The organism is Novosphingobium aquiterrae (genome assembly GCF_042434435.1).
In the GTDB taxonomy this organism is placed as follows: Bacteria; Pseudomonadota; Alphaproteobacteria; order Sphingomonadales; family Sphingomonadaceae; genus Novosphingobium; species Novosphingobium aquiterrae.
In genome coordinates this window covers 441,092-462,890 of the sequence record NZ_JBHLTL010000011.1, presented here as the reverse complement: position 1 = coordinate 462,890, position 21,799 = coordinate 441,092, and the positions used below count along the sequence as shown (strand labels likewise).

The 21,799-nt window shown below is 66.0% G+C and carries 20 protein-coding genes and 3 tRNA genes; 12 read left to right on the top strand and 11 right to left on the bottom strand.

Features of this window, described 5'->3' with window-relative positions; genetic code table 11:
- Nucleotides 1–5 precede the first annotated feature (5 nt).
- From zapA to ACFFF7_RS15715, 3 genes are all read left to right on the top strand, one after another.
- Nucleotides 6–302 (top strand): cell division protein ZapA, encoded by a 297-nt coding sequence (gene zapA / locus ACFFF7_RS15725; protein ID WP_379482279.1) that lies wholly within the window; start codon nucleotides 6–8, stop codon nucleotides 300–302.
- 210 nt (nucleotides 303–512) lie between these two features.
- Entirely contained in the window at nucleotides 513–1,085 is a 573-nt protein-coding gene (locus ACFFF7_RS15720; protein WP_379482278.1) for a 5-formyltetrahydrofolate cyclo-ligase, read from the top strand.
- On the top strand, nucleotides 1,085–1,300 hold the full coding sequence (locus ACFFF7_RS15715; RefSeq protein WP_379482277.1) for a DUF2842 domain-containing protein: 216 nt from the start codon (nucleotides 1,085–1,087) through the stop codon (nucleotides 1,298–1,300). Before ACFFF7_RS15720 ends, ACFFF7_RS15715 begins: the two co-directional genes overlap by 1 nt.
- Here the strand turns inward: ACFFF7_RS15715 and ACFFF7_RS15710 are convergent.
- The gene (locus ACFFF7_RS15710) at nucleotides 1,257–1,745 is read right to left on the bottom strand and encodes a hypothetical protein (RefSeq protein WP_379482276.1); all 489 of its coding nucleotides are present in this window, start codon (nucleotides 1,743–1,745) and stop codon (nucleotides 1,257–1,259) included. The genes ACFFF7_RS15715 and ACFFF7_RS15710 overlap by 44 nt on opposite strands.
- 65 nt (nucleotides 1,746–1,810) lie before the next feature.
- Between ACFFF7_RS15710 and ACFFF7_RS15705 the strand changes: the two genes are divergently transcribed.
- Nucleotides 1,811–2,887 (top strand): MBL fold metallo-hydrolase, encoded by a 1,077-nt coding sequence (locus ACFFF7_RS15705; protein WP_379482275.1) that lies wholly within the window; start codon nucleotides 1,811–1,813, stop codon nucleotides 2,885–2,887.
- Between the two features lie 14 nt (nucleotides 2,888–2,901).
- On the opposite strand, the gene ACFFF7_RS15700 is transcribed toward ACFFF7_RS15705, so the two are convergent.
- A tRNA-Asp gene (locus ACFFF7_RS15700) sits at nucleotides 2,902–2,978 on the bottom strand.
- A gap of 218 nt (nucleotides 2,979–3,196) precedes the next feature.
- Here ACFFF7_RS15700 and ACFFF7_RS15695 point away from each other — a divergent pair.
- Nucleotides 3,197–3,658, top strand: a complete 462-nt coding sequence (locus ACFFF7_RS15695; protein ID WP_379482274.1) for a hypothetical protein — start codon at nucleotides 3,197–3,199, stop codon at nucleotides 3,656–3,658.
- A 1-nt stretch (nucleotide 3,659) separates the two neighbouring features.
- On the opposite strand, the gene ACFFF7_RS15690 is transcribed toward ACFFF7_RS15695, so the two are convergent.
- The 5 genes from ACFFF7_RS15690 to thyA form a co-directional block, all read right to left on the bottom strand.
- The gene (locus ACFFF7_RS15690; RefSeq protein ID WP_379482273.1) at nucleotides 3,660–4,250 is read right to left on the bottom strand and encodes a YdeI/OmpD-associated family protein; all 591 of its coding nucleotides are present in this window, start codon (nucleotides 4,248–4,250) and stop codon (nucleotides 3,660–3,662) included.
- 10 nt (nucleotides 4,251–4,260) lie between these two features.
- Nucleotides 4,261–5,562, bottom strand: a complete 1,302-nt coding sequence (locus ACFFF7_RS15685; protein WP_379482272.1) for a dihydrolipoamide acetyltransferase family protein — start codon at nucleotides 5,560–5,562, stop codon at nucleotides 4,261–4,263.
- 5 nt (nucleotides 5,563–5,567) lie between these two features.
- Nucleotides 5,568–6,623: an alpha-ketoacid dehydrogenase subunit beta gene (locus ACFFF7_RS15680; protein WP_379482375.1), complete on the bottom strand. Its 1,056-nt coding sequence runs from the start codon at nucleotides 6,621–6,623 to the stop codon at nucleotides 5,568–5,570.
- Complete coding sequence (locus tag ACFFF7_RS15675; RefSeq protein ID WP_379482271.1) at nucleotides 6,623–7,927, bottom strand: 3-methyl-2-oxobutanoate dehydrogenase (2-methylpropanoyl-transferring) subunit alpha; 1,305 nt, start codon at nucleotides 7,925–7,927, stop codon at nucleotides 6,623–6,625. Before ACFFF7_RS15675 ends, ACFFF7_RS15680 begins: the two co-directional genes overlap by 1 nt.
- Before the next feature lie 92 nt (nucleotides 7,928–8,019).
- On the bottom strand, nucleotides 8,020–8,976 hold the full coding sequence (gene thyA / locus ACFFF7_RS15670) for a thymidylate synthase (protein ID WP_379482270.1): 957 nt from the start codon (nucleotides 8,974–8,976) through the stop codon (nucleotides 8,020–8,022).
- A gap of 113 nt (nucleotides 8,977–9,089) precedes the next feature.
- Between thyA and ACFFF7_RS15665 the strand changes: the two genes are divergently transcribed.
- Nucleotides 9,090–9,166: transfer RNA gene (locus tag ACFFF7_RS15665), tRNA-Pro, on the top strand.
- A 14-nt stretch (nucleotides 9,167–9,180) separates the two neighbouring features.
- Here ACFFF7_RS15665 and ACFFF7_RS15660 read toward each other — a convergent pair.
- Both ACFFF7_RS15660 and recG read right to left on the bottom strand, forming a co-directional pair.
- Entirely contained in the window at nucleotides 9,181–9,993 is an 813-nt protein-coding gene (locus ACFFF7_RS15660) for an HAD family hydrolase (RefSeq protein ID WP_379482269.1), read from the bottom strand.
- Nucleotides 9,994–9,998: 5 nt separating this feature from the next.
- Nucleotides 9,999–12,056, bottom strand: a complete 2,058-nt coding sequence (gene recG / locus ACFFF7_RS15655; protein WP_379482374.1) for an ATP-dependent DNA helicase RecG — start codon at nucleotides 12,054–12,056, stop codon at nucleotides 9,999–10,001.
- A 129-nt stretch (nucleotides 12,057–12,185) separates the two neighbouring features.
- Between recG and ACFFF7_RS15650 the strand changes: the two genes are divergently transcribed.
- A complete protein-coding gene (locus tag ACFFF7_RS15650; RefSeq protein ID WP_379482268.1) occupies nucleotides 12,186–12,590 on the top strand; it encodes a baeRF12 domain-containing protein in 405 nt (134 codons plus the stop codon).
- Here ACFFF7_RS15650 and ACFFF7_RS15645 read toward each other — a convergent pair.
- On the bottom strand, nucleotides 12,587–14,005 hold the full coding sequence (locus ACFFF7_RS15645; protein ID WP_379482267.1) for a pyridoxal phosphate-dependent decarboxylase family protein: 1,419 nt from the start codon (nucleotides 14,003–14,005) through the stop codon (nucleotides 12,587–12,589). The two genes, ACFFF7_RS15650 and ACFFF7_RS15645, sit on opposite strands and share 4 nt — an antisense overlap.
- Nucleotides 14,006–14,053: 48 nt before the next feature.
- Between ACFFF7_RS15645 and ACFFF7_RS15640 the strand changes: the two genes are divergently transcribed.
- From ACFFF7_RS15640 to ACFFF7_RS15630, 3 genes are all read left to right on the top strand, one after another.
- Nucleotides 14,054–14,320 (top strand): FAD assembly factor SdhE, encoded by a 267-nt coding sequence (locus tag ACFFF7_RS15640; RefSeq protein ID WP_379482266.1) that lies wholly within the window; start codon nucleotides 14,054–14,056, stop codon nucleotides 14,318–14,320.
- Nucleotides 14,321–14,414: 94 nt separating this feature from the next.
- Nucleotides 14,415–17,888 (top strand): transcription-repair coupling factor, encoded by a 3,474-nt coding sequence (mfd, locus tag ACFFF7_RS15635; protein ID WP_379482265.1) that lies wholly within the window; start codon nucleotides 14,415–14,417, stop codon nucleotides 17,886–17,888.
- A 46-nt stretch (nucleotides 17,889–17,934) separates the two neighbouring features.
- The gene (locus ACFFF7_RS15630) at nucleotides 17,935–19,452 is read left to right on the top strand and encodes an ArnT family glycosyltransferase (RefSeq protein ID WP_379482264.1); all 1,518 of its coding nucleotides are present in this window, start codon (nucleotides 17,935–17,937) and stop codon (nucleotides 19,450–19,452) included.
- Here the strand turns inward: ACFFF7_RS15630 and ACFFF7_RS15625 are convergent.
- Nucleotides 19,439–20,734 (bottom strand): EAL domain-containing protein, encoded by a 1,296-nt coding sequence (locus ACFFF7_RS15625; protein ID WP_379482263.1) that lies wholly within the window; start codon nucleotides 20,732–20,734, stop codon nucleotides 19,439–19,441. The two genes, ACFFF7_RS15630 and ACFFF7_RS15625, sit on opposite strands and share 14 nt — an antisense overlap.
- Before the next feature lie 76 nt (nucleotides 20,735–20,810).
- Between ACFFF7_RS15625 and ACFFF7_RS15620 the strand changes: the two genes are divergently transcribed.
- On the top strand, nucleotides 20,811–21,590 hold the full coding sequence (locus tag ACFFF7_RS15620) for an NAD kinase (protein WP_379482262.1): 780 nt from the start codon (nucleotides 20,811–20,813) through the stop codon (nucleotides 21,588–21,590).
- A gap of 80 nt (nucleotides 21,591–21,670) precedes the next feature.
- Nucleotides 21,671–21,745: transfer RNA gene (locus tag ACFFF7_RS15615), tRNA-Asn, on the top strand.
- Nucleotides 21,746–21,799: the final 54 nt, after the last annotated feature.

The window sequence follows — 21,799 nt, the reverse complement described above, 5'->3', positions numbered from 1 at the left end:
CGGGGATGAGCGACGTTACCCTGCAGATCGGCGGCCGGGCCTATACCGTTGCCTGCGCGGCGGGCGAGGAACAGCACGTTGCCGCGCTGGGCCGGACGATCGCCGAAAAGGTCGAACAGATGGGCACCGGCCACAGCGAGGCGCGGCAACTGCTGTTCGCGGCGCTGCTGCTGGCCGATGAACTGCACGAAGCCCGCGGAAACCGTGCCCCGGCAGGCATGACAGCGCCGGACCGGAGCGCCGATCAGCTTGACGCAATTGCCGACCGGCTGGAGAAAATCGCGCTTTCCCTTGAGGCTTAGAGCGCGAGGCCCTACATAGGCTGCGACGGGTACTGCCCGGTACGAACCGACAGAACATCCCTGAGGCTATAAGCAATCCTATGGGGGCTGTCCCTGGTTGGACCTTGGTCTGGCACACATGGCTCCCACCTGACGTGAACGCGTCAGTGGATTTCCCCGGCAACGGCCCATGGTGGTCCCGTCACCCAGCTTTCCGCATGAGGCCGATCCGTGACTGACAAGCAAGCGCTGCGCAGCCACTTGCGCCGATTGCGCCGCGACCATGAAGCGGCAATTCCGGCCTCGATGCGTAGCCTGCTGTTCCTGCGCCCCCCGGCGCCCCTGCTGGACCTGGTTCCTTCGGACGCGGTGATCGGGGTCTATCACCCGGTCGGCGCCGAGGCTTCCCCGCTCAGCTATGCGCGCTGGTTTCATGAGGCGGGCCATACGGTTGCGCTGCCGTGGTTTGCCGATCGCGCCACGCCGATGCAGTTCCGGACCTGGTCCAACCCGTTCATCGACGACGAGCTTGAACCGGCACCGTGGGGCGGCTTGCAGCCGGACCAATCGGCCGAACCAATCACGCCCGACGTGCTTATCGTGCCGCTGGTGGGCTTTACCGACAGCGGGCTGCGGCTGGGTCAGGGCGGCGGCCATTACGATCGCTATCTGGCGGAGGAGCAGGACACCGTGGCGATCGGCCTGGCCTGGGATTGCCAGCTGGTAGACCATCTGCCGACCGAACCCCACGACGTGCCGCTGCGCGGTGTGGTCACCCCGACCCGCTTTTACGGACCCTTCTGATGCGCCAGCAGCCGACCATCCGCATTCCCCTGGGCATTCTTGCATTGCTGACCGCGCTGCTGATCTACGGCGTGCTGGTGGCGCGATACATCGCGCCAATGATCGGATCGTGGCCGGCGCTGGGTCAGACCCCGATCTATGTCCTGCTCGGGGTAGTCTGGCTGCTCCCGCTCAGGCGTTTCCTGATCTGGATGGAGACGGGTCGCTGGGGCTGAGCACGGCCGCGCGGGCGCGGTCCTTCTCGCGGCCAAAGCGCAGCAGCATCGCCTGAAGCTCGGCACGGGAGGGGATCCAAAGCGTGTGTTCGTCGACCGCCACCTGCTCTCGCGATGCTGGAACGATGTCATGCCAGGCACCACCCTCACACAGCTGAAATCCGGCGAAAATCTCGACCGGCAACGGCGGTCCGTGCCAGTTGGCAAATACGGCGGAGCGGAACAGGCCGTTGCCGGTCCCGGACCTCACCGGCAAATGCAGCGCAGTCAGCACGTGTTCGGCGTCGCGCAGATCAATCAGCACATCGACATCGCCGACCGGCCCGGGATCGGCGCCGTGCAGCGCGACTGCGGCGCTGGATATGATCCACCACGGCCCCGCCGCGGGAGCCATCGCCACGGCGACGCGGACCAGCGTTTCGCGAAGGGGTGGCGGCAGGATCATCCATTCCGCTCTTGCCGACAGCCGCGCCCGCGCGCAACCTTGGTGCCGGAACGGGGGAACGAGTCATGAAGCGCAGCTGGGCCATCGGACTTGCCGTGATCGCGCTTGTCGCGGGATCGGTGCTGCTGATTGGCCGTACCTGGATAGCGCAGCGCCTGTTCGACCGCGCGCTGGAAGCCACCGTCGGTGTCGACCCGTCAACGAAACTGCCCGACGGCCTCCACGCCTATGTCTGCGGGAGCGGCTCGCCGATGCCCGATGCCAGCCGCGCCGGCCCCTGCATCGCGGTGCTGGCGGGCCAGCAGGCTTTTGTTTTCGACGCCGGCGCGGGTTCAATCCGCAAGCTGGGACGGATGGGCTTTCCCATGCCGAAACTTCAGGCCGCGTTCCTGACCCATCTGCATTCCGACCATATCGACGGTCTGGGCGAACTTCTGCTTCAGGCCTGGGTGGCGGGCGGGCGCAGTGCGCCGCTGCCGATTTATGGTCCGGCCGGGACCGACCGCGTGGTCGCCGGATTCGATGCTGCCTATGCCATCGACAGCGGCTACCGCGTCGCCCACCACGGCCCCAAGGTTGTGAACCCCGCCGGATTTGGCGGCGCGGCTTCGATCATTGCCCTGCCCGACGGCGTCGATAGCCAGGTCGTTTTTGACCAGGGCGGCGTGCGCATCACGGTGATCCGGGTCAATCACGCGCCGATCGCTCCGGCCTTCGGCTACCGCATCGACTACAAGGGCCGGGCTATCGCGATAAGCGGCGACACGGTCTATTCGCCCGCTTTCGTCAGTGCCGCAAAGGGCGCGGACCTGATGTTCCACGAAGCGCTCAACAAGAACATGGTCGCCGCCCTTGGCCGCAAGCTGGCAGAGCGCGGGCAGGCAAACAATGCCCAGATCATGCACGATATCCAGAACTACCATGCCAGCCCCGAAGATGCCGCGCGTGCCGCGCGCGAGGCCGGGGTCAAGGCGCTGGTGCTCTATCACCTGGTCCCGGCACCGCCGGCCAGGCTTATCGAACCACTGTTTCTGGGTGATGCGCCCAGGCAATTCTCCGGCATGTTGAGGCTGGCGCAGGACGGCATGATCGTCAGCTTGCCGACGGGCGACAAGGCGATCGAATTCAGTTCGGCGTTCTGAGGGAAATTCCCAAGTGGCGCGAGTGACGGGGCTCGAACCCGCGACCTTCGGCGTGACAGGCCGACACTCTAACCAACTGAGCTACACCCGCGCAGCCACTTGGGAGCCGCGCCACTAGGCCAGCATCCCGGCCCTGTCAACAGGGTTAGGACGGGCTTTTTCGACTTTGCGTACTGCCAGGCAAGAGCGGCAGTTTGGCACCGCTGCCGCGCCGCGCATGTCAATGCGAATGCACCGTTAACCATATCTTTGCCCTTGCCCGGCACAAGGCAGCGAAACGCCCGCAAGGGTGCAATCGGGGGCCTTCTCTTGCCGAAACTCACGCACCAGCTGATCCGTCTGGCGCTTGTCGCCGGGGTTGCTGCCGCAGCAAGTCTGGCGAACGTGGCAGAGGCCCGCTCGGCCATTGCACTGGACAGCGCAGTCTTCGTCGAACGCGCGTCGCAGCAGCGCGGGCGCCTGCTCGAACCTGCTGCGCGCCTGAGCCGCGGCGACCGCGTGGTATATGTGCTCAACTGGACGCGCCAGGCCGGTAGCGGCGGCTTTGTCGTTACCAATCCCCTGCCCCGCACCGTCTACTATCAGGACAGCGCAAGCGAGGACGCCGAAGTGTCGGTCGACGGTGGCCGTACCTGGGGCAATCTCGATCAGCTCCGCATTGGCAGTCGCACGGCCACGCCGGAAGATGTCACCCATGTGCGCTGGCGCGTGCCGGCTAGCCTGGCCGCCCAAGGCTCTGGCCAGATCGCCTATAGCGCGATCGTGCGCTGACCTAGCAGTTCTCGTACTTCCAGTTGCGCTTCTTGCCCTGGGCGAGCCATTCGACCGCCTGGGCAATCCGCTTGTCGCGGGTCTCTGGGCGCTTGGCCTCGGCAACCCATTCGACATATTCGCGGCGGTGCGACGGCGCGAAGCCATTCAGCGTCGCCCGGGCTGCAGGATTAGCGTCGAGCGCCGACTGAAATTCTGGCGGGACCGAAAGTTCCGCCTTGGCTTGGCGTGTTGCGGCGGGCTTCTTCTTCAGTGCCGTACCCGCAGTGTCGATCCGCGTCCGTGCCTCGCGCAGTTTCTCGGCGAGTTCAGCGTCGCTCGGCAGGTCGGTCAGCGCGGCGATCTTGCCGTACTGCCCCATCGCGTCGCCTTGCCGCCCGTCCCCGTGAATCATGAACGCGCAATGCGCCTTGAACGCGGCCATCCCGGCGATGTTCTTTCCGCCCAGCATGAAGTGCGGCATGCCCCACTTTATCGTTTCCTCGACATCCGGAAACGTCGCATGGACCAGTGCACGCAGGTGCGTCAGGATCGGCTGGGCGAAGGGTGCGGCCTCGGCGATCTTGGCATCGATCCGCGGGTCCTTCGTCATGTCCGCCTCCTTAGTTGGCCAGAAGCAGCGCCGGACTTTCAATCAGGCGCTTGACCGCCTGGACGAAGCTCGCCGCATCCCAGCCGTCGACCACCCGGTGATCGCAGCTGATCGACATGTTCATCAGCTTGCGCTTGGCGATGCGTTCGCCGCCCATGCCGTCGGGCACGAACATCGGACGCTCGACGATCCGGTTCGGGCCGATAATCGCCACTTCGGGGCGGTTGATCACCGGGGTCGTCGCTACCCCGCCCAAAGGCCCGAGTGAGGTGATGGTAATTGTCGATCCCGACAGTTCATCGCTCTTGGCGCTGCCGCTGCGCGCGGCCTCGGCCAGACGGCGGATCTCGTTCGCCAGTTGCCACAGGTTCTTGTCCTGGGCGTCGCGGATTACCGGGACCATCAGCCCGGCATCGGTCTGGGTCGCCATGCCCAGATGCACCGCGCCGTGGCGGGTCACTACTCCGGCCTCATCATCATACCGGGCGTTAAGCATCGGAAAATCAGGCAGCGTCTTGCAGATCGCGGCAATCAGCAGCGGCAGCATGGTCAGCTTGGGCCGCTCGGCACCGTAACCGGCGTTGAGCTGCGCGCGCAGCTCTTCCAGCGCGGTCACGTCGCATTCCTCGACATAAGAGAAATGCGGGATGTTGCGCTTGGACGCGGCCATGTTCTCGGCAATGCGGCGGCGCATGCCGATTACCTTGATCTGCTGGTCGGCCGTCTTGCCGCCCGCACCGCGATAGGCCGCGTTATAGGACAGGAAGGCGTCGAGATCGGCGTGGCGCAGGCGGCCATCCTCGGCCGGGCGCACCTGGGCGAGGTCGACGCCCAGTTCCCTGGCCCGCGCGCGGACGGCGGGACTGGCGAGGACTTTGGCCGTTGCACTTGCCGCGACCGGTGCTGCGGGCGCGGGCTCAGACTTTGGCTGCGGCGCCGCAACCGGAACCGGAACCGGAGGAGGTGCGGCTGGCTCATCCGCAATGGCAGCCTCAACCCGCGCAACATCCCCCGCATCGGGCGTTTCCGCTTCGATCCGCTCGGCCACAGCCTCTTCGGCTGCGCTGTCGCCCTCGATCTCGATCACCACCAAGGGCGATCCGATCGCGATCATGTCGCCTTCGGCGCCGGCCACTTCTATCACTGTGCCCGAGACCGGGCTTTCCATCTCGACCGTGGCCTTGTCGGTCATCACATCGGCGATCTTGCCGTCTTCCTCGATCCGGTCGCCGACCTTGACGTGCCAGGCGACGATCTCGGCCTCGGCAATGCCTTCGCCGATATCGGGAAGCTTGAAGGTGAATGTGCCCATCGTCGTTATGCCTTGAGTAGCCGGTCGACGGCCTCGCCGATGCGAACCGGTCCGGGGAAATAGGCCCATTCGAGGCTGTGCGGATAGGGCGTGTCGAAGCCCGTCACGCGCTCGATCGGCGCTTCGAGGTGATAGAAGCAGCGTTCCTGGACCAGCGCGGACAGCTCTGCGCCATAGCCGCAGGTGCGGGTCGCTTCGTGGATGATCAGGCATTTGCCGGTCTTTTCCACCGACTTCTGCACAGTCTCGATGTCGATCGGGACCAGCGTGCGCAGGTCGATGATCTCGGCATCGACGCCCTTGTCGGCCAGCACCGCTTCGGCGACGTGGATCATCGTGCCATAGGCCAGCACGGTCATCGCCTCGCCCACGCGCACCACGCGGGCCTTGCCCAGCGGGATGCGGTAATAGCCTTCGGGGACTTCGCTGTCCCTGTGCCGCGCCCAGGGTTCGACCGGCTTGTCGTAGTTGCCGCTGAACGGGCCGTTGTAGATCCGCTTGGGTTCGAAGAAGATCACCGGATCGTTGTCCTCGATCGCGGCGATCAGCAGGCCCTTGGCATCGTGCGGGGTACTGGGGATCACGGTCTTGATCCCGGCGACATGGGTGAACAGCGCCTCGGGGCTCTGGCTGTGGGTCTGTCCGCCGAAGATCCCGCCGCCAAACGGACTGCGCACGGTGATCGGCGAGGTAAACTCGCCCGCCGAGCGATAGCGCATCCGCGCCGCCTCGCTGATCAGCTGGTCGAGCCCCGGGTAGATATAGTCGGCGAACTGGATTTCGGGGACCGGGCGCAGGCCATAGGCCCCCATGCCCACCGCCGCACCGATGATCCCGCATTCGTTGATCGGGGTGTCGAACACCCGGGTCTTGCCGAACTTTTTCTGCAGGCCGGCGGTGGCCCGGAACACCCCGCCGAAATAGCCGACATCCTCACCGAAGATCACGACATTGGGATCGCGCTCCATCATCACCGAGAGCGCGTCGTTGATCGCCTCGATCATGTTGAGCCGCTTGGTCGGAGCATTGGCCAGCGAAAGCGGCGCTTCTTCCAGCGTCATCATTCGTACTCCTTCCAGGTGGGCCACTTGATCCGGCGCTCCCGGATCGCCTGTTCGGCCTGTTCCTCAAGATGCCAGGGCAGTTCCTCGAACACGTCCTCGAACATGGTGTGGAACGGATGGTGCAGTCCGTGGCCGAGGATGCCGTTCTTTTCGGCTTCCTTGGTCGCGGCCTTGACCTGCTCGATCTGCTCCTTGTCCATCGCCTCGTGCTGTTCTTCGCTCCATTCGCCCAGCGCGATCAGGTGGCGTTTGAGCCGGGTGATCGGATCGCCGAGCGGCCATTCCTCGCGCTCATGCGAAGAGCGGTAGGCGCTGGGATCGTCCGAGGTCGAATGGCCCTCGGCGCGGTAGGTGAAGTGCTCGATCAGGGTCGGGCCCTTGTTGGCGCGGGCGCGGTTGGCGGCCCAGCGCATCGCGGCATAGACCGCCAGCGCATCGTTGCCGTCGACCCGCAGGCCGGCAATGCCATAGCCGACCGCCTTGGCCGCAAAGGTCGCGCGCTCACCCCCGGCAAAGCCGGAAAAACTGCTGATCGCCCACTGGTTGTTGACCACGTTAAACACGCACGGGGCGTTGAACACCGTGGCGAAGGTGAAGGCGGCGTGGGCATCGCCTTCGGCGCTGGAGCCTTCGCCGATCCAAGTTGCGGCGATGCGGGTGTCGCCCTTGATTGCGCTGGCCATGGCCCAGCCGGCGGCCTGCGGATACTGCGTCGCCAGGTTGCCGCTGATGGTGAAGAAGCTGTGCTCGCGGCTCGAATACATGATCGGCAGCTGCCGGCCCTTGAGCTTGTCGGCGCGGTTCGAATAGATCTGGTTGATCATCTCGGTCAGCGGATAGCCGCGGGCGATCAGGATGCCCTGCTGGCGATAGCTGGGGAACACCATGTCGTCGTCGGCCAGGGCGAAAGCCGAAGCAACGCTGGTCGCCTCTTCCCCGGTGCACTTCATGTAGAAGCTGGTCTTGCCCTGGCGCTGGCCGCGGTACATCCGGTCATCGAAGGCGCGGGTCAGCGCCATGGTGCGCAAGATACGGCGCAGGGTTTCGGGATCGAGCTTGGGATCCCACGGACCGACCGCGCGGTGATGGTCGCCCAGCACGCGAATCAGGTCGTGGCACAGCGGATGGGTTTCGCTCGCCGCGCAGGCCTCGTCCGGGCGCGGCTGGGCCCCGGCGGGGGGGATCGTCAGATAGGAGTAATCGACCGGATCGCCGGGGCGGAACGGCGGCTCCGGCACGTGTAGCGACAGCGGCGGCAGGTTGCCGCGGGCGGTATCGTGAGTGGCAGGCCGATCGGCCATATCGCGCTCTCCCGCTTCCCCGGCACCCTGCGCACCATTGGAAGCATATTTTAGACTGGCGACATATTATTTCAGACTTGCCATGCCGTCAACTAGACCGCGACCGGCGCGCTGAGCGGCGCCTGGGGGGCGTAGTCGTGCATGACGAAGTCCTCGAACCGGTATTCGCAAATGCTCCCCGGCCGGCGCTGCAATTCCAGCCGGGCTGAGCCTTGCGGCGTGCGCGCCAGTTGGGCTTCGACCAAGTCAGCGTGGTTGAGGTAGAGGTGCGTATCGCCGCCCATCCACACCAGCTCGCCCGGCGCAAGATCGCACTGCTGCGCCAGCATGTGGGTGAACAGCGCCGCGCCTATCAGGTTGAACGGCAGGCCAAGCGCGACATCGCAGCTGCGCTGATAAAGCAGACAGTTCAGCCGGCCATCCGTCACGCCAAACTGGTAGGTCTTGTGACACGGCGGCAAGGCCATCTGATCGAGTTCGGCCACATTCCAGCCTTCAACGATGTGGCGTCGGCTGCCGGGGTTGGTGCGCAAGCTGTGCACGACCTGGGCAACCTGGTTGATCCCCGGCCCTGCGCGGAACAGCCCCTCGCCCGCCGGCTCGTAGGTGGGCCAGTCGACCCATTGCTTGCCGTAAACTGGACCAAGATCGCCCCATCGCGCAGCGAACGCAGCGTCCTCGGCAATCCGCGCGACAAAATCGTCCAGCGCGATCGCCTCGCCCGTCGCCTTGACGTAATTGGCGTGGGGCCATTCGTTCCAGATCTTGACGCCTTGCAGCACCAGCGGGCGGATGTTGGTCTCTCCGGTCAGGAACCACAGGAACTCGCGCACCGCGGTCTTCCAATAGACCCGCTTGGTGGTGATCAGCGGCATGGCCCCGCCGGCCAGATCGAAGCGGATCTGCGCCCCGAACACCGCGCGCGTGCCCACCCCGGTCCGGTCGATCCGTTTGTCCCCATGCTCCCAGATGCGGCGCATCAGGTCGAGATATTGCCATTCCCAATGCGGTGCCTGGAGGGAATCAGCGGGAATCGCAGCAGTGGCCATGAAATGACCCTAGCCGCGAGATTGCCCGCTTGCCACCCGCGGAATCGCTCTCTATAGGCGCGCTCCTGCCTCGGGCACCCCATGAAGCAATTCGGCGGGTACCCTGGATCGGTCGGGGAATAGCTCAGCCTGGTAGAGCACTGTCTTCGGGAGGCAGGGGCCGGAGGTTCGAATCCTCTTTCCCCGACCAAATCCACCTATTCGTCAAAGTCGCGGTAAAATGAACCGCGCAATGGCGTCGGCCACGCCAGCACCCTCGTTGCTCGCGGCAATCAGATGCGCCGCGGCCTGCACCGCAGGCTTGGCCTGCCCCATCGCGATCGCCAGCCCGGCCCGGCGGAACATCGCGATATCGTTGGCCTGGTCGCCGATTACCGCAACTGCATCGAGCGGCACGCCATAAAGCTCGGCCAGCTTGGCTACCCCGTCGCCCTTGTTGGCCTGGGGCGCGGTGGCATCGAGATAATAGTCCTGCGAGCGTACCACCGTTGCCGTCACCCCGGCCATCTCGCGGGCGATCTTCTCGATCACGTCCATCACATCGTCATCGTCGCAAACCGCGACGACCTTGTCGACCTGGCCCAGCCATGGCGCAAAGTCTGCCAATGCACGCGGCTGCAAACCCGAAGAAATTATTTCCCGCGGGGTGCGGTGATTTTCGATGTCACTGGTCAACCAGGCACCGCCGGCAAACAGCCAGGTGGTAACCTTTGGGCGGGCGTAGATGTCCATCAGCGCCCGTGCCGTCACCTGGGGCACGCGGTGCGTCACCAGCTCCCGGCCTTCGGCCTCGAATATGATGCCGCCGTTGAAGGCGCCAAGCGGCCCTTTGAGGCCAAGCCGCGACGCGATGCCGACGATCCCCTCCGGCGGGCGCGCCGAAATCAGCGCGACGGGCAGACCGCGGGCGCGCAAGTCGCGGATCGCCGCAACGTTCTCCTCGGGTAGCGATTTGTCATGGCGGACCATGGTGCCATCGACATCGCTTACCAGCAGCCTGATCTTCGTTTCGGTCACCGGGCTCATCCTCCGCGCAGCAATTGGACGCCCCAATCCCTTTCGAACAGGTAAAGCAGGAGACGAGCTGCGCTGCCGCGTTCCCCGGTCAGGCCGCCGTCTCGCTCGATCAGCAGCCGCGCATCGTCATGGGCCAGAGGCAGGAGTCGCCGGATCTGCTCGAGGTTGGCAACCCGGAACGGGGTATCCCCCGACTGCCGCGTGCCGAGCAATTCGCCGCCGCCGCGCAAGTCCAGATCCTCCTCGGCGATGCGAAAGCCGTCCTGGGTTTCGCGCATCAGCGCCAGCCGCCGCTTGGCGGTCTCCGACAACGCGCCCGAGCGCAGCAGCAGGCAGGTGCTCGCCGCAGCGCCCCGCCCGACCCGGCCGCGCAGCTGGTGGAGCTGGGCCAGCCCGAAGCGTTCGGCCTGTTCGATCACCATCAGCGTCGCGTTGGGCACGTCGACCCCGACCTCGATCACCGTGGTTGCAACCAGCAGCTTCGCACCGCCGCTGGCAAAGCGCTCCATCGCCGCGTCCTTTGCCTCGGGCCGCAACTGGCCGTGGACCAGCACAACGTCATCGCCGAAACGCAGCTTCAGTTCGGCATAGCGCGCCTCGGCCGCGGCCAGGTCCTCGCTCTCCAGTTCGCGCACCATCGGGCAGACCCAATAGGCCTGCTGCCCGGTGGCAAGGTGGCGTTCGACCCCGGCGATCACGTCGGCCATGCGCTCGACCGCAACCACACGCGTGTCGATCGGCTGGCGTCCGGGCGGCATCTCGTCGAGCCTGGAGACGTCCATCTCGCCGTATTGCGCGAGGGTCAGCGTGCGCGGAATCGGGGTTGCGGTCATCGCCAGGCAATGCGGGGTGCGCTTGCCTTTTTGCGCCAGCATCAGCCGCTGACCGACGCCGAAGCGGTGCTGCTCGTCGATCACCACCAGCGCCAGGTTGCGATACTGCACCGCGTCCTGAAAGATCGCATGGGTGCCGACCACGATCGGGATCGAACCATCATGCAGCCCCATCAAAGTCGCTTCACGTGCGCGGCCCTTGTCGCGGCCAGTCAGCAGGGCGATTTCCACGCCGGTGCCCGTGGCCATGCGTTTGAGCGTTTCAAAATGCTGGCGGGCGAGAATTTCGGTCGGTGCCAGCATGGCGGCCTGTGCCCCTGCCTCCACCGCGATCAGCATGGCCTCCAGCGCCACCACGGTCTTGCCCGACCCGACATCGCCCTGCAGCAGGCGCAACATCGGTGCCTGCTGAGCCAGATCAGCCTCGATTTCGGCAATCGAGCGCGTCTGCGCCCCGGTCAGGGCAAAGGGCAGGTCGATGCGGGCGCGCAGGTGGCCGTCCCCCGCCAGCGGCGTGCCGTGCCGCGCGCGGTTGGCATTGCGCACCAGCATCAAGGCCAGGCTGTTCGCCAGCAGCTCGTCATAGGCCAGCCGGTCGCGCGCCGGGCCGTGCTCTCCCTTGTGCGCCAGCTCCAGCGCATCGCGCCAGGCCGGCAATTTCATCTTGTCGAACAGGCCCGGTTCGATCCATTCCGGCAGTTCGGGCACACCGGCCACGGCCTGGTGGATCAGCGCCGCCAGCCGCCCCTGGGTCAGGCCCTCGGACAGCGGATAGACAGGTTCGACCAGCTGGCCGAGCGCCGCACCGCTTTCCTCGGTCACGTGGTCGGGATGAACGATCTGCAACATCTGTCCGTACTGGTCGAGCCGACCGGCAATCCAGCGCGTTTCGCCCAGCGGCAATTGCTTCTTGCCGCTGTACGACGCCCGCCCAAAATAACTGATCGCGCAGACATTGCCGGCGGCATCGCTCGCCAGCACGCGGAGCGGCCCGCGCCCGGTGCTGGCGCGGTATTCGACCGGGGTCAGCGCGACGACGATGTTCTCGCCGACACTCGCCTCGTCGAGGTTGGCCACGGCGCGGCGCTGCACAAAACGGTCGGGCAAGTGGTAGAGAAAGTCGCGCACCCGGGTCAGGCCCAGCCGCTCCAGCGGGCGGGCCAGCCCCGGCCCAACGCCTTTCAGACTGTCGGCGGCAACGAACAGGGGATTGAGCCGGTCGGGGCGCATACCCATCCCATAGCCGTCCACGCGCTGCGGGGCAGCGGAAATTTCATCGCAAATTGACCCAGCGCATAGTCGATCGTCTTGCTGGGGTGTTTCATCCCTGCAAATTGAACGAACGCACAGGAGAAACCGATGCTGCTACCCCACGGAACCGTAATCGCGCTGGTCGATGGACAGACTCTGGAACTGTACCGCAATACCGGCACCGAGGCAGAGCCGGCCCTCGCCGCGCTCGATTCGCCCAAGCTCGACAGCCGCAACCATTCGGGCGTCAGCCATCACTCAAGCGCCGGAAATCACGCTGGCGGCCTGGTCAACGAGGATGCTCATGCCGCAGCGGCAGCCGAATGGCTCAACGATGCGGTACTGGCGCACCGGGTCGAGCATATCGTCCTGTTTGCCGCGCCGCGGACGCTGGGCGAACTGCGCAAGCATCTGCGCAAGACCACCGAGCAAGCCGTGCTCAAGCAATATGACAAGGACATGGTCGGCAAGCCTGCGGCGGCCATCCTGTCAGCGCTGCAAGACGTGCACTAACCCGCGGCCTGCACAGCCTCCCAGGCCGAGCGCACGGCGTCCACAGTGATCTGGGCATCGCGCTCAGTTGTGGCGATCGAGCAGACCGAGACCCGCATGATCAGCCGTCCACGCCACAGCGCGGTGCCCATGAAGGCGACGGCTTCCTGCTGGATGCGATCGACGGTGGCCTGAGTCAGCCGGTCGCCCGCCTCGTCGCCGCGATCGGCGCCGAAGCGGACGATGAACTGGTTGAGCTCGGGCTGGTTGATGACCGTGACCCCGGGGATCGCCGCCATGCCCGCGGCCATCAGCTGGGCGATGCGGATGTCCTCGTCGACCATCGTGGCCACGCCGGAGCGGCCCAGCCGCCGCATCATCGCCCAGGCGGCAAAGCCGCGGGCGCGACGCGACAGTTCGGGGACATAGGCGCCGGGATGGCGGAACTGGGCGTTGTCGCGGGTCAGATAGCTGGCCTGCATGTCCATCGCGCGGCGGTGCGCGGCTTCGTGGCGGACGATGGTGAAGCCGCAGTCGTAGGGCGTCTGCAGCCATTTGTGCCCGTCGGTCGCCATCGAATCGGCCTGCTCGATACCGTCGAGCCGGTGGCGGTGCTTCTCGCTCGCCCGCGCCCACAGCCCGAAGGCGCCATCGACGTGGATCCAACCGCCGTGGGCGTGGACCAGGGGCACGATCGCGGCAAAGGGATCGCTGACCCCGGTGTTGATCTGGCCCGCCTGGCCGATCACGATCGCCGGATCGCTGCTTGCTTTCAGTGCGCACTCCAGATCGCCCGGCAGCATCCGCCCCAGGCTGTCGGTGGCAATCGTGGTCACGCGCTTTTCGCCAAGACCGAGGTAGCGCAGGCCCGAAAACACCGTGTTGTGCGCATCGGCGCCGATCAGTACCCGCAGATTGGGTGCGCCATAGAGCCCGTCCTCCTCGACATTCCAGCCCTGGCGCAAAAGCAATTCGCCGCGCGCGGCGGCGAGGCCGACAAAGTTAGCGATTGTTGCTCCGCTGACCAGCCCGACCGAGCTTTCCGGCGGAAGGTCGAGCAGCTCGAGCAGCCAGCGCGCCGCGACCGCCTCGACCGCCGCCGCCGCTGGCGACATCGGGATACCGGCGCCGTTCTGCCCCCAGGCCGAGGTCAGCCAGTCCGCCGCTACGCCTGCCAGGTGCGAGCTGCCGTTGACCCAGGCATAGAAGCGCGGCGCGACGATCCCGCGCAGCCCGTCGCGCGCACCTGTGTCGAGTTCGGCGATCAGGCTGAGTGCGTCGGTGCCTTGTTCCGGCACTGGCCCGTCGAAGCGGGCGTGAATTTCACCATAGCCGGTGACTGGCACGGAATCCGCCGCCGCCATGTCGCGGCGGTATTCGGTCGCCAGCCTGGCGGCCAGGTCCAGTGCGGCGTAATCCTGTTCATTCGTACTCAACCCCTGCACTCCCTTGCGGCGGCCCTAAGTGCCCCCTAATCGCCCCATATGATCGATGCATCCCGAATCAAGCGGTTGAAGTTTCGCGCCTGGCACCGCGGCACGCGCGAGGCGGATTACATGATCGGCTGCTTCTGCGATCGTTATGCCGCCGAATGGGGCGAAACTGAGGTCGCCTGGTTCGAACGCCTGCTTGACGAGGAAGACGTCGACATCATCGGCTGGGCGCTGGGCAGCCTGGCGGTGCCGCCGGAATATGCCGGGGCGCAGATGGACGCGTTCCGCAAACTTGATTTCGTTGAAATCCCGCGCTGACAAGGCGCTGACCGCGCGCTAAGGCAGCTTCTCGATTCCCGACCCCGTTGGCCGCAAAAATGGCCCGCGGGGCAATTGCTGTTGCGCGAGTGCCATGCCCGACCTGTCCCGATTGCTCACCGCCAAGACCCCGCTGACCCTTGCCGCCCTGCCCCGCGGGGCGCAGCCGCTGGTGCTGGCCGACCTTGCTCGCGCCGCGAAGGGCCGCGCCGTGTTCATCGCGCCCGACGAAGCCGCGATGCAGGCCATCGCTGACAGCGCCGGGTTCTTCGCCCCCGAGCTTGAGGTGCTGACCTTCCCGGCGTGGGACTGCCTGCCGTATGACCGCGCCAGCCCGGCACTGGCGATCAGCGCACGGCGGCTGGCCGCGCTGCACCGAATGCAAGGTACCGCCAGTGGCCCGCAATTGCTCGTCACCACGATCAACGCGGTGCTGCAGCGCGTGCTCAGCCCGTTCCGGGTGCGCGAGAATGTCCGGCTGCTCAAGCCCGGCATGGTGATCGGCCGCGAAAGCCTGATCGCCCTGCTCCAGCGTCAGGGCTACAGCCGTACCGACACCGTGGTCGACGCCGGCGAATACGCGGTGCGCGGGTCGATCTTCGACATCTACCCCTCGGGCCTCGAAAGCGGGCTGCGGCTCGATTTCTTCGGGGACGAGCTCGAAACGCTGCGGCTGTTCGATCCCAACACCCAGCGCTCGACCGGGCCGATCGACCAGCACCTTCTGCTCCCGGCAAGCGAGGCCTTGCTCGACGAGGACTCGGTCAAGCGCTTCCGCACCCGCTACCGCGAACAGTTTGGCGCGGCCGCGACCGGCGACCCGCTGTACCAGGCGGTGAGCGACGGACGCCGCCTGGCGGGGATGGAGCACTGGCTGCCGCTGTTCGAGGACAAGCTGGTCACGCTGTTCGACCACCTCGATCCGGCCGACCTGGTGCTGATCGACAATGGCGCGCTGTCTGCCGCCGACGAGCGGCTGGGCGACGTGGCCGACTATTTCGCCGCGCGGACCGACACCGCCGGGAAGGCGGCAGGCAGCTATCGCCCGCTCGGCCCGGAAGCGCTCTATCTCGACAAGGCCGAGCTCGATGCCGCGCAGGCCGGGCGTCCGATCCACCGCACCGACATCTTCGCCCAGCCCGAAGGCGCTGGCGTAATCGACTGCGGCTTTTCCGGTAGCCGCGATTTCGCCCCCGAACGTGCCCGCGGCGACAATGTCTATGAAGCGGCGGCGACCTATCTGACCGGTCAGGCCAAGCGCGGGCGCAAGACTCTTATCGCCGCCTATTCCGCCGGCAGCCGCGCGCGCATCGCTGCGATCCTGGGCGAAGCCGCGCGGCCCGAGCCGGTCCTGGCCGACAGCTGGCAGGAGGCACTGGGTCTCGCCACGAAGGGCGCGCCGGTGGCGATGGTCCTGCCGCTCGAAACCGGTTTCGCCAATGATCAGATCGAGCTTGTTACCGAGCAGGACATTCTGGGTGACCGGCTGGTCCGGCGCAAGAAGAAGCGCAAGGGCGCCGACGCCTTCATGGCCGAACTGGCCGCGCTGACCCCGGGCGATCTGGTGGTTCACATGGATCACGGCATCGGCCGCTATGGCGGGCTCCAGTCGATCCCGGTCGGCGATAGCCCGCACGACTGCGTGATGCTGACCTACCACGGCGGCGACAAGCTCTACGTTCCGGTCGAGAATATCGACGTGCTCAGCCGCTTCGGCTCCGACGCGGAATTCGTCGCTCTCGATCGGCTCGGCGGCGAGGCCTGGCAGAAGCGCAAAAGCCGCCTCAAGGAACGGATCCGCGAGATCGCGCACGAGCTGCTGCGCACCGCGGCGCAGCGCACCTTGCGCACCGCCCCGGCGCTGCTCCCCGAACAGGCCAGCTACGACCAATTCGTCGAGAAGTTCCCGTGGCAGGAAACCGACGATCAGGACGCCGCGATCGACGATGTCCTGGCCGATCTGGGCGAAGGCAAGCCGATGGACCGGCTGGTCTGCGGCGATGTCGGCTTCGGCAAGACCGAAGTCGCGCTGCGCGCCGCCTTCGTCGCGGCGATGGCCGGACAGCAGGTCGCGGTGATTGCCCCGACCACGCTGCTGGCGCGCCAGCACTACACCGGCTTTACCGAGCGCTTCGCCGGGTTCCCGCTTAACGTCGGACGCCTGTCGCGGCTGGTCGGCGACAAGGAGGCCCGGGCGACCAAGGCCGGGCTGGCCGACGGCACGGTCGACGTGGTGATCGGCACCCACGCACTGCTGGCGAAATCGCTGCAGTTCAAGCGGCTCGGCCTGGTCGTGGTCGACGAAGAGCAGCGCTTCGGCGTCACCCACAAGGAAACACTCAAGGCGCTGCGCACCAATGTCCACATGCTGACGCTGACCGCGACCCCGATCCCGCGCACGCTGCAGATGGCGATGTCGGGGCTGCGCGAATTGTCGGTGATCCAGACCCCGCCCGTGGACCGGCTGGCGGTGCGCACCTACTTGATGGAATGGGACGACATGGTGATGCGCGAGGCCTTGCTGCGCGAACATCACCGCGGTGGACAGAGCTTCATCGTCGTGCCGCGCATCGCCGACATGCCCGACGTCGAGAAATGGATGCACGAGACGGTTCCGGAAATCCGCTTCGTCACCGCGCACGGCCAGATGGCGCCCAGCGAAGTCGAAGAACGGATGAGCGCGTTCTACGAAAAGAAGTACGAGGTGCTGCTGTCGACCACCATCGTCGAGAGCGGCCTGGATATCCCCAGCGCCAACACCATCATCATCCACCGCGCCGACCGTTTCGGCCTGGCCCAACTGTACCAACTGCGCGGGCGGGTCGGGCGCTCGAAGCTGCGCGCCTATGCCTACCTGACCACGCCGGCCGATACCCAGCTGTCCGAAGTCGCCGAAAAGCGCTTGAAAGTGCTGGGCGATCTCGACAGCCTCGGTGCGGGTTTCCAGCTCGCCAGCCACGATCTCGACATTCGCGGTGCGGGCAATCTGCTGGGCGACGAACAGTCGGGCCATATTCGTGAGGTGGGCTTCGAACTCTACCAGTCGATGCTGGAGGACGCGATCCTGGCGGCCAAGGCTGGAGAGCTGGGGCTGGCCAGGGAGCGCCACTCGCTCAGCCCGCAGATCACCGTCGATGCGCCGATCATGATCCCGGAAGACTATGTCCCCGATCTGGCCGTCCGTATGGCGCTCTATCGCCGCCTCAACGATGCCGAGGACCAGGCCGAGATCGAGGCGCTGTCGGCCGAAATGATCGACCGCTTCGGCCCCCTTCCCCCCGCCACGGCCAACCTGGTCAAGCTGATCCAGATCAAGCGCCAAGCGGTCGAGGCCAATATAGCCAAGATCGATGTCGGCCCCAAGGGCACGCTGGTCGCCTTCCACAACGACACCTTCCCCGATCCCGAGGGGCTGTTCGCCTACGCCCAGCGGCTGGAAGGCACGATCAAGCTGCGCCCCGACAGCAAGATTGCCGTGGTCCGCGCCTGGGGCGATCCGCAGGCCCGTCTCAACGGGCTGTTCCAGCTGACCAAGGGGCTCAGTGCAATAGCGCGAAGAGCGCGTTGATAGTTAAGGCGATTGCCAAGCGCTGCGGCTTCGGCACAGTGGCACGATGAACGCAAAGGCCAGTCCCAACGCGCTGACTGCAGCCCTAATCCTGGCGCTGGCGGTGCTGGCGACCCAGTTTCTCAGCGTCGGGCGTGAGGTGATCGATCCCGACGAATCAACCTTCATCCTGATGGGGGCCGATGTCGCCAAGGGGCATCTGCCCTTCGTCGAACAGTTCGATCTCAAGCCGCCGATGATCTTCCTGGCGATCGGCGCGGTGCTCGCCGTGTTCGGCAAGAGCATCGTGGCGGTGCGCCTGCTGGGCGATGCAATGCTGCTCGGCACGGCCGTGCTGGTGTTCCTGTTCGCCCGCCGTCTGACGTCGGCCTGGTCGGCCCTGGCCGGTGCGCTGCTTTATGTTGCCTTTGCCAGCCTCGATCTTGGGCAGCCGACCTACAGCGAGCTCCCCGCCCTGCTCTTTGGCATGGCCGCACTCGCTGTTCTGGCCCATTCTCCCGTCACCATGCAACGCGCGGCACTGGGCGGCTTGCTGCTATCCTTGGCGGTGCTGTCGCGCACCAATCTCTACCCGCTGCCGCTGGTGTTCGGGGCACTGCTGCTGTTCGCCGCCATGCGCAAGCGGTCGACTGCCGATCCGCGCGCCTGGCTGGCATTCGGTCTTGGCGGCCTTGTCCCGGTGGCCTTGCTGATCGCGGTCTATGCCCTGGCCGGGCACCTCGACCTGCTCAAGCTGGCGATGATCGACGTTCCGCTGGCCTATTCGCAGCAAGTTGGCGTTCTGGCCGCGGTGCGCGAAAACGTGACCCAGTTCTACGTCATCACGACCATGGAACCACTGATCGTCGTGCCATTCGTGCTGATGGCGCTGCTGGGCCTGGCGTTGGCCGCGGCGCGTCTGACCTTCCCCGCGCAGCGCCAGGAAAGCTGGCGGCTGACAGTGCTGCTGCTGGCCCTTGCCGCCCTGCTGGTCAGCCTGGCGCTGAGCGGCGCGGTCTATCCGCACTATTGGCTGCAGGTTCTGCCCGTGCTGGCCGTGTTCTGCGCCATCGGCATCGGCTTTGTCGCGCAGCTCCGGCTTGGCCTGATCGCGGCATTGGCCCTGACCCTGCTTCCGCTTGGCGCGGCGCTGGGCGAACGGCTACCGCAATCGCTCGCCGTCGCCCGCAATCCCGAGGCGAGCGCGGACCGCTTCGAAGTCGCCGCTGCAGCCCGCCATATTGCCGCTTCCGGCGTGCGGCATCCATCGGTCTGGCCATGGCGCAATCAGCTGATCGACTGGTATCTCGACGCCCCGCAGCTGTCCAAGGTCGGTGTCCAGCCCGAGAACATTGCCCGCCCGCCGATCGCCAGTCCGCTGGCAGCACACGGCTATATCGGCCGGGACGAAGTCGGGCGCTTGCTGGTCTTGAAGCCCGATTTTGTGGTGACCGACGCAAAGGGCAAGGGGATCGAATGGCTGCGCGCCACCGGGCAACCGGTCGATGCCTGGCTGGCGGACAATTACCGGCGCGATGCGCAGTTCGGCGATGTCGTGGTCTATCGCCGGATCAACCGGCCGTAGCAAAGGCGATGAACTGGTCTGCGGCCATCGGCTTGGCGCGCAGGAAGCCCTGATAAGAACTGCAGCCTTCCGCTGCCGCCAGGGCGCGCTGCGCCTCGCTTTCGATCCCCTCGGCCACGACTTTCAGTTCGAGTGCCCGCGCCATCGCGACGATTGCGCGCAGCACGGCCAGATCGCGCGGGTCGCCGGCGATCCCGTCGATCATGCTTCGATCCAGCTTCAGCGTGTGCAGCGGCAGCAGTTTGAGATAGCGGAAGTTGCAAAATCCTGCGCCGAAATCATCGAGCGCGATCCGCGCGCCCTTTGCGGTCAGCACGTCAAGCATCCGCGCCGCTTGGGCGACATCTGCAAGCAGAACCTGCTCGGTCACCTCTAGCGTCAAACGCCACAGGGGGAATTGGCAGGCATCGGCGAGCGCTATGAAGTCTGTCGCGAAATTCCCTGAGGCAAGATCGCTCGGCGTGACGTTGAGCGACAGGCGCAGGTCCATTGGCCAGCGCCGCGCCCCAGTGAGCGCCAGCCGTGCGATATGCGTTGAAAGCTGGGCGACATGATCGGCCCGCTCGGCAATGCCGAACAGCGCCGCCGCGCCGATCCGCCCCAGCTTGGGATGGTTCCAGCGCGCCAGTGCCTCGCCGCCAACAAGCCGGTCGTCGGCACAGGCAAACTGCGGCTGATAGACCACCTCGATCTCGTCCCCGTCGAGCGCGCGCAGCAGATCGGCTTCAAGCTGGACGGCGCTCCGCCCAGCGCGGGTCGCCTCGCCGTCGGCCCACAGCAAGCGGCGTCCAGGATGGGTCATCAGGCGCGACAGGGCCTGACCCAACCGGTCGAGCAGCGAATCGGCATCTTCTTCGGCCAGGCCGCGGATCAGGGCGGCGCGCGGCGACAGGCGGAGGGTTGATCCTTGCCCGGCAATCGGCCGCGCCACTACATCGAGCAACTGCGCCGCTGCCAGCTGCCAGCCCTCGCGGCTGCAAGGTTCGGTGCTCAGCACCAGGAACTGCCCGCCACCACTTCGCGCGACCAGCCAGTTGCCGTCCAAGGCACTGGCCGCAAACTGCTTCAGCCGCTGTGCCACTTCGGCCAATGCGGCATCACCAGCTGAACTGCCATAGGCCAGATTGACCGCATCGAAGCGGCGCAGACCGATTAGCATGGCATGGACCTGGCGGCCCTTGCCCAGCCACCGCGCCAGTCGAACACGCGCAGCGTCGCGGCCGGGCAATCCGGTCACGGCGTCGCGGGTCAATTCCGTATCGACTTCGGCGGCAGCATTCATCGGCCAGCCATAGGCCCCAACCCGCTACCAAATTGTTGCGTTGCCAAGCAGGGCGCTGCGCCATATGCACCCGTCAATGCCAGCCGCCCCGCGCCTTGCCCTGATGCCGTCGGATACCGAACGCGCGCACGAGGCGGCGCAGGCCTTGCGTGAAACCGGCGATTTCGTGCCCTTGGAAGAGGCTGAAGTGCTGGTCGCTCTGGGCGGCGACGGGCACATGCTGCATTGCCTGCACCAGTTGCTCGACAACGGTCGCGACATCCCTGTTTATGGCCTGAACTACGGCACGGTCGGCTTCATGATGAACAAACCGAAGTCGAGCCGGACGCTGCAGGAACGGATCGCCCGGGCCAAACCGCTGCTGGTTACGCCGCTGGAGATGACTGCCACCACCGGCAGCGGCAGCGAGGAGACGGTCAGCGCAATCAACGAAGTGTCGCTGCTGCGCGAAACCCGCCAGACCGCCAAGCTGGAAGTCTCGGTCAACGGCAAGGTCCGCCTGCCCGAACTGTTCTGCGACGGCATCCTGGTTGCGACACCGGCGGGATCGACCGCCTACAATCTCTCCGCCAACGGCCCGATCCTGCCGATGGGATCGAACATGCTGGCGCTGACCCCGATCAGCCCGTTTCGCCCAAGGCGCTGGCGCGGGGCGATCATTCCCGACCATTACGATGTCCAGTTCCGCGTGCTCGAGCCGGATAAGCGCCCGGTCGCAGCGGTGGCCGACCAGAAAGAACTGCGCGATATCCTGGCAGTGCGGATCCGGGTCGCGCAGGAACGACGCCTGCAACTGCTGTTCGATCCCGGCCGCACGCTGGAAGAACGCATCTTTGCCGAGCAGTTCCATTTCTGACGAATTTTCCCGCGCCGCACGCTTGCCAAACCGCCAAGCGCTGGTATAGGCCCACCCCTGCCCACAAGGCGGCCGAGCATTCCCCGATAGCTCAGCGGTAGAGTAGGTGACTGTTAATCACTTGGTCGTAGGTTCGAATCCTACTCGGGGAGCCACCTTTTCCTGATCGGTTAACGCGCTTGCGCTGATAGCGGCTTGTCCGGACACTA

What these genes read in the sequence shown, in the direction of transcription:
- zapA (WP_379482279.1), top strand. Translation starts at nt 6, where the DNA reads ATGAGCGACGTTACCCTGCAGATCGGCGGCCGGGCCTATACCGTTGCC.
- ACFFF7_RS15715 (WP_379482277.1), top strand. Translation starts at nt 1,085, where the DNA reads ATGCGCCAGCAGCCGACCATCCGCATTCCCCTGGGCATTCTTGCATTG.
- ACFFF7_RS15710 (WP_379482276.1), bottom strand. Translation starts at nt 1,745, where the DNA reads ATGATCCTGCCGCCACCCCTTCGCGAAACGCTGGTCCGCGTCGCCGTG.
- ACFFF7_RS15705 (WP_379482275.1), top strand. Translation starts at nt 1,811, where the DNA reads ATGAAGCGCAGCTGGGCCATCGGACTTGCCGTGATCGCGCTTGTCGCG.
- ACFFF7_RS15690 (WP_379482273.1), bottom strand. Translation starts at nt 4,250, where the DNA reads ATGACGAAGGACCCGCGGATCGATGCCAAGATCGCCGAGGCCGCACCC.
- ACFFF7_RS15685 (WP_379482272.1), bottom strand. Translation starts at nt 5,562, where the DNA reads ATGGGCACATTCACCTTCAAGCTTCCCGATATCGGCGAAGGCATTGCC.
- ACFFF7_RS15680 (WP_379482375.1), bottom strand. Translation starts at nt 6,623, where the DNA reads ATGACGCTGGAAGAAGCGCCGCTTTCGCTGGCCAATGCTCCGACCAAG.
- ACFFF7_RS15675 (WP_379482271.1), bottom strand. Translation starts at nt 7,927, where the DNA reads ATGGCCGATCGGCCTGCCACTCACGATACCGCCCGCGGCAACCTGCCG.
- thyA (WP_379482270.1), bottom strand. Translation starts at nt 8,976, where the DNA reads ATGGCCACTGCTGCGATTCCCGCTGATTCCCTCCAGGCACCGCATTGG.
- recG (WP_379482374.1), bottom strand. Translation starts at nt 12,056, where the DNA reads ATGCGCCCCGACCGGCTCAATCCCCTGTTCGTTGCCGCCGACAGTCTG.
- ACFFF7_RS15650 (WP_379482268.1), top strand. Translation starts at nt 12,186, where the DNA reads ATGCTGCTACCCCACGGAACCGTAATCGCGCTGGTCGATGGACAGACT.
- ACFFF7_RS15640 (WP_379482266.1), top strand. Translation starts at nt 14,054, where the DNA reads ATGATCGATGCATCCCGAATCAAGCGGTTGAAGTTTCGCGCCTGGCAC.
- mfd (WP_379482265.1), top strand. Translation starts at nt 14,415, where the DNA reads ATGCCCGACCTGTCCCGATTGCTCACCGCCAAGACCCCGCTGACCCTT.
- ACFFF7_RS15630 (WP_379482264.1), top strand. Translation starts at nt 17,935, where the DNA reads ATGAACGCAAAGGCCAGTCCCAACGCGCTGACTGCAGCCCTAATCCTG.
- ACFFF7_RS15625 (WP_379482263.1), bottom strand. Translation starts at nt 20,734, where the DNA reads ATGAATGCTGCCGCCGAAGTCGATACGGAATTGACCCGCGACGCCGTG.
- ACFFF7_RS15620 (WP_379482262.1), top strand. Translation starts at nt 20,811, where the DNA reads ATGCCAGCCGCCCCGCGCCTTGCCCTGATGCCGTCGGATACCGAACGC.